Source organism: Streptomyces venezuelae ATCC 10712 (assembly GCF_008639165.1).
GTDB lineage: Bacteria > Actinomycetota > Actinomycetes > Streptomycetales > Streptomycetaceae > Streptomyces > Streptomyces venezuelae.
Genome location: NZ_CP029197.1, coordinates 5115850 through 5131373 on the forward strand (window position 1 = coordinate 5115850; position 15524 = coordinate 5131373).

The 15524-nt window shown below is 68.9% G+C and carries 11 protein-coding genes; 9 read left to right on the forward strand and 2 right to left on the reverse strand.

Features of this window, described 5'->3' with window-relative positions; genetic code table 11:
* Both DEJ43_RS23815 and DEJ43_RS23820 read right to left on the reverse strand, forming a co-directional pair.
* Positions 1-831: a hypothetical protein gene (locus DEJ43_RS23815; protein ID WP_015035941.1), complete on the reverse strand. Its 831-nt coding sequence runs from the start codon at positions 829-831 to the stop codon at positions 1-3.
* Between the two features lie 51 nt (positions 832-882).
* Complete coding sequence (locus tag DEJ43_RS23820) at positions 883-1110, reverse strand: hypothetical protein (RefSeq protein ID WP_015035942.1); 228 nt, start codon at positions 1108-1110, stop codon at positions 883-885.
* Positions 1111-1358: 248 nt separating this feature from the next.
* On the opposite strand from DEJ43_RS23820, the gene DEJ43_RS23825 reads away from it, so the two are divergent.
* The 9 genes from DEJ43_RS23825 (at position 1359) to DEJ43_RS23865 (ending at position 15450) form a co-directional block, all read left to right on the forward strand.
* Positions 1359-3803, forward strand: coding sequence for an ABC transporter family substrate-binding protein (locus DEJ43_RS23825; RefSeq protein ID WP_015035943.1), 2445 nt, complete (start codon positions 1359-1361; stop codon positions 3801-3803).
* 291 nt (positions 3804-4094) lie between these two features.
* Positions 4095-5996, forward strand: a complete 1902-nt coding sequence (gene typA / locus DEJ43_RS23830; RefSeq protein WP_015035945.1) for a translational GTPase TypA — start codon at positions 4095-4097, stop codon at positions 5994-5996.
* 481 nt (positions 5997-6477) lie between these two features.
* Complete coding sequence (locus DEJ43_RS23835) at positions 6478-8118, forward strand: peptide ABC transporter substrate-binding protein (RefSeq protein ID WP_015035946.1); 1641 nt, start codon at positions 6478-6480, stop codon at positions 8116-8118.
* Positions 8119-8292: 174 nt separating this feature from the next.
* On the forward strand, positions 8293-9225 hold the full coding sequence (locus DEJ43_RS23840; protein WP_041664165.1) for an ABC transporter permease: 933 nt from the start codon (positions 8293-8295) through the stop codon (positions 9223-9225).
* Positions 9218-10162 carry an ABC transporter permease gene (locus DEJ43_RS23845; RefSeq protein WP_015035948.1) on the forward strand — a complete coding sequence of 315 codons (945 nt, stop codon included), beginning with the start codon at positions 9218-9220 and terminating at the stop codon, positions 10160-10162. Before DEJ43_RS23840 ends, DEJ43_RS23845 begins: the two co-directional genes overlap by 8 nt.
* A gap of 13 nt (positions 10163-10175) precedes the next feature.
* Positions 10176-11234 (forward strand): ABC transporter ATP-binding protein, encoded by a 1059-nt coding sequence (locus DEJ43_RS23850; RefSeq protein WP_015035949.1) that lies wholly within the window; start codon positions 10176-10178, stop codon positions 11232-11234.
* Positions 11227-12315 carry an ABC transporter ATP-binding protein gene (locus DEJ43_RS23855; protein WP_015035950.1) on the forward strand — a complete coding sequence of 363 codons (1089 nt, stop codon included), beginning with the start codon at positions 11227-11229 and terminating at the stop codon, positions 12313-12315. The genes DEJ43_RS23850 and DEJ43_RS23855 overlap by 8 nt, the downstream gene beginning before the upstream one ends.
* Before the next feature lie 266 nt (positions 12316-12581).
* A complete protein-coding gene (locus DEJ43_RS23860; protein ID WP_015035951.1) occupies positions 12582-13724 on the forward strand; it encodes a peptidoglycan recognition protein family protein in 1143 nt (380 codons plus the stop codon).
* Positions 13725-13821: 97 nt separating this feature from the next.
* The gene (locus DEJ43_RS23865) at positions 13822-15450 is read left to right on the forward strand and encodes a peptide ABC transporter substrate-binding protein (RefSeq protein ID WP_015035952.1); all 1629 of its coding nucleotides are present in this window, start codon (positions 13822-13824) and stop codon (positions 15448-15450) included.
* Positions 15451-15524: the final 74 nt, after the last annotated feature.

Below are 15524 nucleotides of genomic sequence, written 5' to 3' on the forward strand. Positions count from 1 at the left end.
TCAGAAGAACCTCGGGTCGTCGAAGGTGCCGGTGGCGAGCAGGTACACGTACAGGTCGCAGAGGGCGACGCTGATGAGGGAGGCCCAGGCGAGGAGCATGTGACGGGCGTTCAGCCGGCCCACCCAGCTCCACAGCCGGTAGCGGACGGGGTGCTTCGAGAAGTGCTTGAGGCGTCCGCCGACGATGTGCCGGCAGGAGTGGCAGGAGAGGGTGTACGCCCAGATCAGGACGATGTTGACGAGGAAGATCAGGGTTCCGAGCCCGGCGTGCCCCCAGGCGTAGTCGGCGTTCCTGAAGGTGAGCACGGTGTCGTACGTGAGGATTCCGGCCACCGGCAGCGCCGCGTAGAAGAAGTAGCGGTGGAGGTTCTGCAGGAGGAGCGGGAAGCGGGTCTCGCCGGTGTACGCGCGGTGGGGTTCGGCCACCGCGCAGGCCGGGGGAGCGGCCCAGAAGCCCCGGTAGTACGCCTTGCGGTAGTAGTAGCAGGTCAGCCGGAAGCCCAGCGGGAAGACCAGGATCAGCAGGGCGGGGGAGAGGCCCCACCAGCTGCCGAAGACCTCCCAGTTCGGTCCGCCGCGCATGGGGACGCAGTTCTCCGCGAGGCAGGGCGAGTAGAACGGCGAGACGTAGGGCGCGGCGTAGTAGTCGGCGTTGGCGAAGGCCCGCCAGGTCGAGTAGGCGACGAAGGCGAGCAGTCCGGCGGCGGTGGCGGCCGGGGCGAGCCACCAGCGGTCGGTGCGCAGGTGGCGGGCGGAGATGGCGGCGCGCCCCGGGGAGCGCACCCCCGTGGCGGTTGGGTCGGTTCCGGGGGGTTCCGTACCTGTGGCCAACAGGCCCTCCTGGGGTCGGCTCCTACGGTCGGACGCCGCCGTCGCCCGGGATCACGGCGCGTGGCGGTCGCGTGCTCCCAGTCCTTCGTCGTCCGTGTCCGTCCACAGCCCGCTGTCGTACGGGGTGTCGGGAATGGTCACCAGGCTCTCGGCGCGGCCGGCGGCCGGCGCGGCGGGTGCGCCGCCCTCGGCCGTGACGGAGCGCTCCAGCTGTCCGACCGTGCGGACCAGGTCTTCGAGGCTGCGCTTGACGGCTGCCAGATCGTCCTGAACGGACATGGTTTGCCCTCACTTCCGCGAGCGGCTTCGGCAGGAGTGTTGCGCGTCACATCCCGCTTGGGAAGCCATGTGCACCGGATTCCACTCGTCCGGAGCGCTCCTTGCTCCGGCGGTTGGGCCGCACGAGTGGGGTTTTCCGGACGTGCCGCCGTGTCGCCGTGGCCGGATCCGCTCCGTCCTTTTCAGTGTATGAGCAATAGGTGTGATCATCTCCAAATGGAATGAATCTGGACGAAGGGGTACAAGTCATGTCCCAGATCGGCGCCCCCCGCGGGAGGACATGCTCCAGGAGCCCCCGCTCCCGCACGCTCCGCTCCGTCGCGACCCTCACCAGCGCCGTCCTCGCCGTCACCGTGCTCGCCGGCTGCAGCTCGGGCGACGAGGCCGACGAGACCCCGGCCGCGGCCCAGGACAACGCGCCCGCCGCACGCGACAAGGTCGCCGACGGAGGCACCCTCCGCTGGGCCGTCGACGCGGTGCCCACCACCCTCAACACCTTCCAGGCCGACGCCGACGGCACCACCTCCCGGATCGCCGGAGCCGTGCTCCCCTCCCTCTACACGCTCGACGAGCGGGGCCGGCCGCGGCTGAACGAGGACTACCTGGAGTCCGCGCAGGTCGTCGAGACGGAGCCCAAGCAGGTCGTCCTCTACAAGCTCAACCAGCAGGCGGTGTGGAGCGACGGACGCGAGATCGGGGCGCCCGACTTCGTGGCGCAGTGGCGGGCGCTGAGCGGTCGGGACACCGCGTACTGGACCGCCCGGAACTCCGGCTACGAGCGGATCGAGAAGATCGAGCGGGGCAAGAACGACCTGGAGGTACGGGTCACCTTCTCCAAGCCCTACGCCGACTGGCAGTCCCTCTTCACCCCGCTCTACCCGAAGCAGGTGATGGGCTCCCCGAACTCCTTCAACGACGGGGCCCGCACCACCCTCAAGGCCACCGCAGGACCGTTCCTGCTGAAGTCGATCGACCGCAAGAACGGCGACGTCACGCTCGCCCGCAACCCCCGCTGGTGGGGCCAGCCCGCCAAGCTCGACAGCGTCGTCCTCAAGGCCGTCCCCCGCGCCGAGCGGGCCGCGGCACTCGCCGCCGGCACCCTCGACCTGGCCGAGATCGATCGCTCCACCGCCGAGCGGATCTCGCTCGCGCTCCGCGACGCCCGCGCCGGACGCAGCGGCGCCCAGGCGGCCCTCGCCCACGGCCCCGGCTCCTCCATCACCCCCTCCAAGGCCCTGAAGTCCTGGGCCCTCGCCCACGGCTCCGACGAGGAGAAGGCGGAGGAGGTCCAGGCCGCCCGCGAGAAGAACCAGAAGGCCATCGCCGAGTACGCGAGCGCCCAGGACATCCTGGCGAAGTACGTCGTCCGCAAGTCCCTGGAACCCGCCTACACCCAGCTCTCCCTGAACGGCGAGTCCGGGCCGCTCGCCGACGAGCGGGTACGCCGCGCGGTGGCCCGCGCGATCAACCGCCAGGAACTGGCCGAATCCGTACTCAAGCCGCTCGGCCTCCCGGCCCGGCCCCCCGGCAGCCACCTCGCCCTCGCCGGCCAGGCCGCCTACGCGGACAGCAGCGACGCGCTCGGCGACCAGGACACCAAGGAGGCACGGGCGCTGCTCGCCGACGCGGGCTGGGTGCCGGGCGGCGCCGAGCGGAAGCCCGCGGAGGCGGGCACGAAGGCGGGCAGCGAGGCCGAGAAGAAGAAGGCGGCGGCGGAGAAGGGGGAGAAGACCGGCTCCACGGACGCCGACTCCACCAAGACCGACTCCACCAAGTCGGACGCCACCAAGACCGACGCCACCAAGACCGACGCCAAGAAGAAGGACAGCGACACCGCATCCGACGAGGGCCTCTACATCGTCGGCGACGACAAGCCGGGCGAGCGCCGCGCCGCACCCGCCCCCGTCATCGGCGCGGGCGGCCCCGAGAACGGCACCAACATCCTCGCCCCCGCCCCCGCGGCCGCCCGGCAGAGCGCCGCGCTGCTGGCCCGCGCCGAAGCCCTCGACACGGGTACGGGCGCCGCCCGCGCCGCCCAGTCGGTCGCCCGGACGGACAAGGGCGTCGCCGGGGCCTACGCCCCGCGCGGCACCGCCGCCCCGGTGACGGCCCCGGACGCCGCCAAGGCCCTCGGCAAGGACGGCAAGGCGCTCAGCCTCCGCTTCGTCCTGCCCTCCGGCCCCGGCTCCGAGTCGCTGCGGGCGGTCGGCGACCGGATCGTCCGGATGCTCGACGCCGTCGGCATCCGCACCGAGGTGACCAAGGTCTCCGACGAGAGCTTCTTCAAGGACCACATCGCCTCGGGCGACTACGACCTCGCCCTCTACTCCTGGCCGGCCTCCGCCTTCCCGGCGACCGACGCCCGGCCGATCTTCGCCAAGCCCGAGCCCGCCTCGGACGGCTCCCTCCTGGTCGAGCAGAACTACTCGCGGGTCGGCACCGACCGCATCGACCAGCTGTTCGACCAGGCGGCGGGGACGCTCGACGAGGAGGAGGCCCGTGACCTGGTGCGTCAGGCCGACGCCCGGATCTGGGCCGCCGCCGGCTCCATCCCGCTCTACCAGCGGCCGCAGCTCGTCGCCGCGAAGGCCGATCTGGTGAACGCCGGAGCCTGGGGTCTCGCCGCTCCCCGGTACCAGGACATCGGCTTCAAGAAGGCCAGCACGTCCAAGGGCGCCGAACGCAACCGCTAGAACCGCGAAAAGCCCATGAAAGCTATGTAACCGCAGGTCACAACCTCAGAACCAGCTCAATTTCCTTGCCCGCCGGTGAACCCGGCGGGCAGGATCGCGTCGGCCCTTTGACCCGGTCGCACGACCTCCCCCACACCCTGCACCACCCACAGCAGAGACTCTCGGATCTTGGCCGGGGAAGCCCCTTGCGCGGCAGCCCCGTACCATAGGACATAGCCGTGGCGCGTCCGCCCGGCGGGCGTACGAGGAACTGACGCCGCATCCCACGATCCGAGAGAAGCGCAAGCACCCATGCCCACGCGCCACGACATCCGTAACGTCGCCATCGTCGCCCACGTCGACCACGGCAAGACGACCATCGTCGACGCCATGCTCAAGCAGGCCGGTGCCTTCGCCGCCCACCAGCAGCTCGACGACCGCATGATGGACTCGAACGACCTGGAGCGTGAGAAGGGCATCACGATCCTCGCCAAGAACACGGCGGTGAAGTATCACCCCAAGGACGGCGGGGCCCCGATCACGATCAACATCATCGACACCCCCGGCCACGCCGACTTCGGTGGCGAGGTCGAGCGCGGTCTGTCGATGGTGGACGCGGTCGTCCTCCTCGTGGACGCCTCCGAGGGTCCGCTCCCGCAGACCCGCTTCGTGCTGCGCAAGGCGCTCCAGCAGCGCAAGCCCGTCATCCTCTGCATCAACAAGACGGACCGCCCGGACTCCCGGATCGACGAGGTCGTCAACGAGACCTACGACCTGTTCCTGGACCTGGACGCCGACGAGGACCAGATCGAGTTCCCGATCGTCTACGCCTGCGGCCGTGACGGCATCGCCTCGCTGACCAAGCCGGAGAACGGCACGGTTCCCGCGGACAGCGACAACCTGGAGCCGTTCTTCTCCGCGATCCTGGAGCACGTCCCGGCCCCGGTGTACGACGAGGAGGCCCCCCTCCAGGCGCACGTCACCAACCTGGACGCCGACAACTTCCTCGGCCGCATCGCGCTGCTCCGCGTCGAGCAGGGCGAGCTGCGCAAGGGCCAGACGGTCGCGTGGATCAAGCGTGACGGCACCATCTCCAACGTCCGCATCACCGAGCTGATGATGACCGAGGCGCTCACCCGCAAGCCCGCCGAGGTCGCCGGCCCCGGTGACATCTGCGCCGTCGCCGGTATCCCCGACATCATGATCGGCGAGACCCTGGCCGACCCGGAGAACCCGATCGCGCTGCCGCTGATCACGGTCGACCAGCCGGCCATCTCCATGACCATCGGCACCAACACCTCGCCGCTCGTCGGCCGTGGTGGCACGGGCAAGGGCGCGGACGCCAAGGCCGCGGTCAAGAACCGCAAGGTCACCGCCCGCCAGGTGAAGGACCGTCTGGACCGCGAGCTGATCGGTAACGTCTCGCTCCGCGTCCTCGACACCGAGCGCCCGGACGCCTGGGAGGTCCAGGGCCGTGGTGAGCTCGCGCTCGCCATCCTGGTCGAGCAGATGCGCCGCGAGGGCTTCGAGCTGACCATCGGCAAGCCGCAGGTCGTCACCAAGGAGGTCGACGGCAAGATCCACGAGCCGGTCGAGCGCCTCACGGTCGACGTCCCCGAGGAGCACATGGGTGCGGTCACGCAGCTCATGGGCGTCCGCAAGGGCCGCATGGACAACATGTCGAACCACGGCTCCGGCTGGGTCCGCATGGAGTTCGTCGTTCCGTCCCGTGGCCTCATCGGCTTCCGTACGGAGTTCCTGACGCAGACCCGTGGCACGGGCATCGCCCACTCGATCCACGAGGGTCACGAGCCGTGGTTCGGCCCGCTGGTCACCCGTAACAACGGCTCCCTGGTCGCCGACCGCGCCGGTGCCGTCACCGCCTTCGCGATGACGAACCTCCAGGAGCGCGGTGTGCTGTTCACCGAGCCCGGCACCGAGGTGTACGAGGGCATGATCGTCGGCGAGAACTCGCGCTCCGACGACATGGACGTGAACATCACCAAGGAGAAGAAGCTCACCAACATGCGCTCCTCCTCGGCCGATTCCTTCGAGGCGATCGTCCCGCCGCGCAAGCTCTCCCTGGAGCAGTCCCTGGAGTTCTGCCGCGACGACGAGTGCGTCGAGGTCACCCCGGAGGCCGTGCGCATCCGCAAGGTGATCCTCGACCAGAACGCGCGTGGCCGCGCGTCCTCGCGCGCCAAGAACGCCTGACGCGAGCGCCGCATGACGCCGATGTCGGCGGGGTAGATCACGGTCCTGTGATCTACGTCGCTCTCGGCTGACACTGCGTCAGTACAAGAGCCCGGACCCCCACAGGCACTGTGGGGGTCCGGGCTTTTCGTCAAGTTCCGTCAACTCCATTTCGGAGGCCAGGTGTCCGGATATCGGCCATCGCTCTCCGGTACGTGTGTTAACGGTCCGTTTCGGGCGTGTCTGTCTGTGCTCAGTTTGTCCGGATTTCGGTATCCGGGGGGGTGGTGATGTTGTCAAAACGAGACCACTTAAGTGTGGTTTACAGCCCGGACGTACTTAATAGTTGGCTCCATTGAGCTCGGGTCAATGGGTCACGCACTGTGGGGAGTGCCGACTCACGAGCACACTCGGGGCACTTGAGTCCAAAGCCGTCAGGGGTGTCGGCGAAACTCGGAGTGCCCCTCTTGTAGTGACAAAGTGGACTCATGAGGAGGAACCCATGCGCGGTGCCAAGAGCGCCAAGTGGGTAACGGGCGCGATCATCGTTGCCCTTGCTGCGACCGCCTGTGGCGGGGGTAAGAGCGGAGGCGGCAGCGACGCCAAGGGCGCTGTTGACCCGAACGGAATCTTCTCCGTCGAGCTGGGCGAGCCCGAGAAGCCCCTGCTCACCGGCGACACGATGGAGTCCAACGGCTCCGCCGTGATGGCCGGCCTGTTCTCGACCCTGGTCGACTACAAGGCCGACGGTTCGCTGGAGATGATCAACGCCGAGTCGGTCACCACGACGGACTCGAAGAAGTGGACCGTCAAGCTGAAGGCCGGCTGGACGTTCCACGACGGCACCCCGGTGACCTCCAAGTCCTTCGTGGACGCCTGGAACTGGAACGCCAACGTCAAGAACGCCCAGGGTCTGTCCTCGTGGTTCGCGGACATCAAGGGCTTCGACAAGGTCCACCCCGAGGCCGAGGGCGCCAAGCCCACCGCCGAGACGATGGAGGGCCTGAAGGTCGTCGACGAGACCACCTTCACGATCGAGCTCACCAAGGCCGTTCCGTACTTCGGCCACAAGCTCGCGTACATCGTCTTCGCCCCGCTCCCGGCGTCCTTCTACAAGGACCCCGAGGCCGGCGGCCAGAAGCCGGTCGGCAACGGTCCCTACAAGTTCAAGAGCTGGGACCACAAGAAGAAGATCGAGATCACTCGATACGACGACTACAAGGGCCCGAACAAGGCGAAGAACGGCGGTGTGGTCTTCAAGAACTACACCACCCTCGAGGCCGCGTACGAGGACCTGAAGTCGGGCAACGTCGACGTTCTCCGTCAGATCGCGCCGAAGGACCTCCCGGTCTACCGCCAGGACCTCGGCGACCGCGCCGTGGACCAGCCGTACTCCGCGATCCAGACCATCGCCGTCGCCTTCTACGCCGACCAGTGGAAGAAGCCGAAGGCGATCGACCCCCGCGTCGTGCAGGGTCTGTCGATGGCGATCGACCGCGCCACCATCACCAAGACGGTGCTGAACGGCACGCGTGAGCCCGCGACCGGCTGGGTCGCCAAGGGTGTCCTGGGCTTCCAGGAGGACGGTGGCGCCGGCGTCACCAAGTTCGACCCCGCCAAGGCCAAGGAGCTCATCAAGGCCGGCGGTGGCGTCCCGAACAACAAGATCTCCATCCAGTACAACGCCGACGGTGGCCACAAGGAGTGGGTGGACGCTGTCTGCAACTCCATCCAGCAGGCCACCGACGTCCAGTGCGTCGGCGACGGCAAGCCGGACTTCCAGGCCGACCTGACCGCTCGTAAGACCAAGCAGGTCAAGTCCCTGTACCGCTCCGGCTGGGTGCTCGACTACCCGGTGAACGCCAACTTCATCTCGGACCTGTTCCGTACGGGTGCGGGCGGCAACCAGGGCGACTTCTCCAACAAGGACCTGGACGCCAAGATCGCGAAGGCCGACTCGGCCGCCACCCTTGACGAGTCCGTCAAGGCCTACCAGGCGATCGAGAAGGACCTCAAGAACTACATGCCGTCCATCCCGCTCTGGTACTACAAGGTCAACGCGGGCTTCTCCGAGAAGGTTTCGGGCGTGGCGTACGGCCAGGACGGTGACCCGATCCTGACCGGCGTCGAGGTCAAGAAGTAATCACCCAAGCGTAGTCCGCCTGCCGATGCGGGGCTGACGGGATGTCAGCCCCGCCCTCGGCGCCTTACGTATGTGGCTGGGGGGCCCTTCCACGACATTCGCGCACCCGCTTCGGGGCGCGGCTGCCGCGGGAGGGCCCGTCGGTTGCTGCTGTCATATTTCAACGGAGGCATGATGGGGCGCTATGTCGCACGACGACTGCTCCAGATGATCCCGGTTTTCCTCGGGACCACCCTGCTGATCTTCCTCATGGTCTACAGCCTGCCCGGCGACCCCGTGGCGGGGATGTTCGGGGACAAGGGCGCTGACCCCGCGACCCTCGCGAAGATCAGACACGATCTGGGACTGGATCTGCCGCTCTGGCAGCAGTACTGGAACTACATGACCGACATCATCCTGCACTTCGACTTCGGGACCCAGATCCGCAACGGTCGCCCGATCACCGACGTGCTGGGTGAGGCGTTCCCCGTCACCCTGCAGCTCGCCGCCCTGGCGTTCGCGTTCGAGCTGGTCTTCGGCATCGGCCTCGGCATCATCGCCGGGCTCAAGGCCGGCCGGCTCGCCGACAACGCGATCCTCATCTTCACGCTGCTGATCATCTCGATCCCGGTCTTCGTCCTCGGCTTCATCATCAAGATGGTGTTCGCCTTCGAGCTCGGCTGGATCGAACCGAACGTCAGCAACGACCAGTTGGTGTCCGAGATGATCGCTCCGGCCATTGTGCTCGGCGGTCTGTCACTCGCCTATGTGGCCCGGCTCACCCGGACCTCCATGGCGGAGAACCTGCGCGCCGACTACATGCGTACGGCCGTCGCCAAGGGCCTGCCCCGCCGCCGTGTCATCGGCGTGCACCTGATGCGCAACTCGATGATCCCCGTGGTCACCTTCCTCGGCACCGACATCGGCGCCCTCATGGGCGGCGCGGTCGTCACCGAGCGCATCTTCAACATCAAGGGCGTCGGTGGCCTCATCGCGGAGTCGATCACCCGGCGTGAAGGGTCGACCCTGGTCGGCCTCGTCACCATCCTGGTGATCATCTACCTCGTCACCAGCCTGCTCATCGACCTGCTGTACGCGGTCCTGGACCCGAGGATCCGGTATGCCTGACGTGACCAAGACCCCGACCGCCGTCGAGGACGCCGTCGCGCTCCCCGCCGACGTGACGCCGGTGAAGCAGGAGAAGGCCCGCAGCCTCTGGGGCGACGCGTGGGTCGACCTGCGCCGCAACCCGTACTTCATCGTGGCCTCGGTGCTGATCTTCTTCCTGCTCCTGATCGCCGCCTTCCCGAGCCTCTTCACCAGCGCCTCGCCCACCAGGGGCGACCTCGTGAAGCACTTCCTCGGCAAGCCGGAGCTCGGCAGCATCGGCTCCGAGGGCTGGCTCGGCTACGACGGCCAGGGCCGCTCCGTGTACGCCCGACTGATCTACGGCACCCGTGCCTCGATCATCGTCGGCGTCTGCGTCACCGCGATCGTCACCCTCGTCGGTGGCGTGATGGGCATGCTCGCCGGCTACTTCGGCGGCTGGGTCGACGCGGTGCTCTCGCGCCTCACCGACATCTTCTTCGGCATCCCGTTCCTGCTCGGCGCCATGGTCGTCCTGCAGTCCTTCGTCGACCGGACGGTCTGGGTCGTCGTCTTCGCCCTCGCGTTCCTCGGCTGGACCCAGATGGCCCGCGTCATGCGCGGCGCCGTGATCACCGTCAAGCACGCCGACTACGTGCACGCGGCCAAGGCGCTCGGCGCCGGCACGACCCGCATCCTGTTCCGGCACATCCTGCCGAACGCGATGGCCCCGGTGATCGTCGTCGCCACCATCGCCCTCGGCGGTTACATCTCCGCCGAGGCCACCCTGTCGTACCTCGGTCTCGGCCTCGCCGCCCCGACCGTGTCGTGGGGTGTGGACATCTCCACCGGTGTCGACCAGATCCGAGTGGCGCAGCACATCCTGCTGTGGCCCTCGATCATGCTCAGCATCACCGTTCTGGCGTTCATCATGCTCGGCGAAGCCGTCCGCAACGCCCTCGACCCCAAGCTGCGCTAGGAGGGCGTTACACGTGACCATCATCGACAACACCGCGACGGTCCCGTCGCCCCGCGACGGCGCCGACCACAACGGTCCGCTGCTCGAAGTCCGCGACCTGCACGTCGAGTTCCACACCCGTGACGGTGTGGCCAAGGCGGTCAACGGCGTCAACTACTCGGTGAACGCCGGCGAGACCCTCGCCGTCCTCGGCGAGTCCGGCTCCGGCAAGTCCGTCACCGCGCAGGCCATCATGGGCATCCTCGACATGCCGCCCGGCAAGATCCCGCAGGGCGAGATCCTGTTCCGCGGCCAGGACATGCTCAAGATGGCCGACGAGGAGCGCCGGAAGATCCGCGGCCGGAAGATCGCGATGATCTTCCAGGACGCGCTGTCCTCCCTCAACCCGGTCCTCAGCGTCGGCTACCAGCTCGGCGAGATGTTCCGGGTGCACCAGGGCCTGTCCAAGAAGGACGCCAAGGTCAAGGCCATCGAGCTGATGGACAAGGTCAAGATCCCCGCCGCCGCGGCGCGGGTCTCCGACTACCCCCACCAGTTCTCCGGCGGCATGCGCCAGCGCATCATGATCGCCATGGCGCTCGCCCTCGAGCCCGACCTGATCATCGCCGACGAGCCCACCACGGCTCTCGACGTGACGGTCCAGGCCCAGGTCATGGACCTCCTCGCGGAGCTCCAGCGCGAGTACAACATGGGTCTGATCCTGATCACCCACGACCTCGGCGTCGTCGCCGACGTCGCGGACAAGATCGCCGTCATGTACGCCGGCCGGATCGTCGAGCAGGCGCCGGTGCACGAGCTGTACGGGCGCCCCGCGCACCCGTACACCCGAGGCCTGCTGGACTCGATCCCGCGCCTGGACCAGAAGGGCCAGGAGCTCTACGCGATCAAGGGCCTGCCGCCCAACCTGCTCAAGGTGCCCACCGGCTGCGCCTTCAACCCGCGCTGCCCCAAGGCCGACGACATCTGCCGCACGGAGATCCCGGCCCTGGTGCCGGTCACCGAGCAGGACGGCTCGGACCTTCCGGGCCGGAAGAGCGCCTGCCACTTCTGGAAGGAGACGATCCATGGCTGACCTCAGCAAGAACGAAGAGGCCGTGGCCGCCGCCGTCGAGGCCCCGGTGGGCCGCGGCGAGCCGATCCTCCAGGTGCGCAACCTGAAGAAGCACTTCCCGCTGACGCAGGGCATCCTCTTCAAGAAGCAGATCGGCGCGGTCAAGGCCGTGGACGGGGTCTCCTTCGACCTCTACCAGGGCGAGACCCTCGGCATCGTGGGCGAGTCCGGCTGTGGCAAGTCCACGGTCGCCAAGCTCCTGATGAACCTGGAGCGGGCCACCGCCGGCGAGGTCTTCTACAAGGGCCAGGACATCACCAAGCTGACCGGCCGCGCGCTGAAGGCCGTGCGCCGCAACATCCAGATGGTGTTCCAGGACCCGTACACCTCGCTCAACCCGCGCATGACGGTCGGCGACATCATCGGCGAGCCCTTCGACATCCACCCCGAGGTGGCCCCGAAGGGCGACCGGCGCCGCAAGGTGCAGGAGCTGCTCGACGTCGTCGGTCTGAACCCCGAGTACATCAACCGGTACCCGCACCAGTTCTCCGGCGGTCAGCGCCAGCGCATCGGCATCGCCCGCGGCCTCGCGCTCAACCCGGAGATCATCATCTGCGACGAGCCGGTGTCGGCCCTGGACGTCTCCGTCCAGGCGCAGGTCATCAACCTGATGGAGAAGCTCCAGGACGAGTTCAACCTCTCCTACCTCTTCATCGCGCACGACCTGTCGATCGTCCGGCACATCTCGGACCGCGTCGGCGTCATGTACCTCGGCAAGGTCGCCGAGATCGGTACGGACGAGCAGATCTACGAGCACCCGACGCACCCGTACACCCAGGCGCTGCTCTCCGCGGTGCCGGTGCCGGACCCGGAGGCCCGCGCGCACCGCGAGCGGATCATCCTCACCGGTGACGTCCCCTCGCCGGCGAACCCGCCGTCGGGCTGCAGCTTCCGCACCCGGTGCTGGAAGGCGCAGGACAAGTGCGCGCAGGAGACCCCGCTGCTCGCGATCCCGGAGCGCTTCAAGGGCCAGGACACCAAGGCCGCGCACCTCTCGGCGTGCCACTTCGCCGAGGAGAAGCAGGTCGTTCCGGTGCACTGACACCCCGCTCGAACGTCACGGCCGGCCCCCGGCGCCCCACAGGCGCCGGGGGCCGGCCGTCGGCGTCTCCCCGGAGAGCGGCCCGCCGCGTCCCGCGGCCGGGGCGCGGCGCACCCCCGGCCGGTTACCTGCGCCGGACGGGTGTCTCGGGCCACCGGGCGCGGTGGGACGCCCGGGACGGGGCCCGGCGTCTGTGACTGTGGTGCGGCATCCCCGGTGTCATCCGGCACCGTCCGCCACGCCGACGCCCTGGAGGCCGCCCGCCCATGACCACGGTCACCGGTTCGAACCCCCGCCGCCGCTCCCTGCTCACCGGCGTCCTCGCCCTCGGCGCCGCCACCGCGCTGCCCGTGGCCGCGGCCGGCCGGGCCAGGGCCGACGGCGACCTCCCCGACGCGCCGCGAGACACCGCGCAGACCGCGCCGCGAGACACCGCGCAGGCCGCCCGGCAGGCCACCGTCATCGCGGACTGCGACACCTGGGGCGCCCGCCCGCCCGGCGCCCCCCTCACGGTCCGCCCGGCCCCCGCGGTGAAGATCATCGTCCACCACACGGCCACCCCCAACGTCACCGACCTCTCGCGGGAGCAGGCCTTCCGGCTCGCCCGCTCCATGCAGGTCTGGGCCATGGACGACCGCGGCTGGAGCGACACCGGCCAGCACTTCACGATCAGCCGCGGCGCCCATGTCGTCGAGGGCCGGCACGGCAGCCTGGCCGCCCTCGGCGACGGCGACCGGACCGTCGAGGCCGCGCACTGCACCGGGCAGAACACCGTCGCCATCGGCATCGAGAACGAGGGCACCTACACCTCGGTCGACCCGCGCGGCGAGCAGTACGCGGCCCTCGTCGACCTGTGCGCCCACATCGGCCAGCAATACGGGCTGCGCGCGTACCAGATCTACGGCCACCGCGACTTCAACGCCACCGAGTGCCCCGGCGACCGGCTGTACGCGCTGCTGCCGCGGCTCCGCCATGACGTGGCCGCGCTGATCGGCGGCGACCCGGCCCCGCCGGTGTGGCCGCTGCTGCGCACCGGCGACACGGGCGAGCGGGTGCGGGCGCTCCAGCACCTGCTGGCGGGGCGGGGCGCGCCGCTCGTCCCCGACGGCTCGTTCGGCCCGGCCACCGAGCAGGCGGTACGGGACTTCCAGCGGCTCGTCCGGGCGAGGCCCGACGGCCTGGCGGGCGACCAGACCTGGCACCAGCTCGGCGTCCCGGTGCGGGCGGGCGACGCGGGGGAGGCGGTGAGGGCGGTTCAGGTCCTGCTCGGGGCGCGCGGCGTCCCCGCGGAGGCGGACGGTCTCTTCGGCCCCGGCACGGCGGCGGCGGTCGCATCCTTCCAGTCGGGTGCGGGTCTTCCCGCCGACGGTCTGGTCGACGCGCGGACCCTGGGTCGGCTGCTCGGCTGACGGGGCGCCACCGATGGGCGCCGACAACATGCATGCCGTCCGCTCTGGGGTGATATTGAGCTCTAAGTCATGCTTAGGGACATATGGGAGGCACTCCATGCGCGGAGCCACGCACGCCAAGTGGGCCGCTCTGGCCACCGCCGTCGCCCTCGCGGCGACCGCCTGTGGCGGCGGCGACGACAGCGGCGGTGGCGGAGGGGCCGACGGCATCGTGAGTTCCTCGTGGGGCGACCCGCAGAACCCGCTGGAGCCCGCCAACACCAACGAGGTCCAGGGCGGCAAGGTCCTGTCGATGATCTTCCGGGGTCTCAAGCAGTACGACCCGAAGACCGGCGAGGCCAAGGACATGCTCGCCGAGAAGATCGAGACCACCGACTCGATGAACTTCACCATCACGGTCAAGGACGGCTGGACCTTCTCCAACGGCGAGAAGGTCACCGCCAAGTCCTTCGTCGACGCCTGGAACTACGGCGCCCACCTGAAGAACAACCAGAAGAACGCCGCCTTCTTCGGCCAGATCGAGGGCTACGACAAGGTCCACCCCGAGAAGGGCGAGCCGACCGCCGAGACCATGTCCGGCCTCAAGGTCACCGGCCCCCAGACCTTCACGGTCAAGCTCACCCAGAAGTTCTCCACCTGGCCCATCACCCTGGGCTACGCCGCCTTCTCCCCGCTCCCGCAGGCCTTCTTCACGGACCACGCCGCCTGGCTCTCGAAGCCCGTCGGCAACGGCCCGTACACCGTGGACTCGTACTCCAAGGGTTCCCAGATGGCCCTCAAGCGCTGGGACGGCTACCCCGGCACCGACAAGGCCCAGAACGGCGGCATCACCCTCAAGGTCTACACCGACAACAACACCGCCTACACCGACCTGACGGCCGGAAACCTCGACCTCGTCGACGACGTCCCCGCCTCCCAACTGAAGAACGTCGAAGCGGACCTCGGCGACCGGTACATCAACGTCCCCGCCGGCATCATCCAGACCCTGTCCTTCCCGTTCTACGACCCGGCCTGGAACAAGCCCGGACAGGAGAAGCTCCGGCAGGGCCTCTCGCGGGCCATCAACCGCGAGCAGATCACCGACACGATCTTCCAGAAGACCCGCACCCCCGCGGTCGACTGGACCTCCCCGGTCCTCGGCGAGAAGGGCGGCTTCAAGGACGTCTGCGGCGACTTCTGCAAGTACGACGCGGCCGAGGCGAAGAAGCTCGTCGCCGAGGGCGGCGGCATCCCCGGCGGCACGATGACGATCTCGTACAACGCCGACACCGGCTCCCACAAGGAGTGGGTGGACGCCGTCTGCAACTCCATCAACAACGCCCTCGGCAACAACCGGGCCTGCGTCGGAAACCCCATCGGCACCTTCGCCGACTTCCGCAGCCAGGTCAGCACGCAGAAGATGAAGGGCCCGTTCCGGGCTGGCTGGCAGATGGACTACCCGCTCATCCAGAACTTCCTGCAGCCGCTGTACTACACCAACGCCTCGTCCAACGACGGCAAGTACACCAACCCGGAGTTCGACAAGCTCGTCAACCAGGCCAACGCCGAGGCCGACACCGCGAAGGCCGTCGAGACCTTCCAGCAGGCCGAGGGCATCGTCCGCGACGACATGGGCGCCATCCCGCTCTGGTACCAGAACGGCAGCGCCGGCTACTCGGAGCGCGTCTCCAACGTGACGCTCAACCCGTTCAGCGTCCCCGTCTACGACCAGATCAAGGTCAACTGACGCAGCGCGTCGGCGCGCGGCCCGGCCCGGCGATCACGCGCGAGCCGGGCCGCGCGCCTTCCCCAACCCCCGGA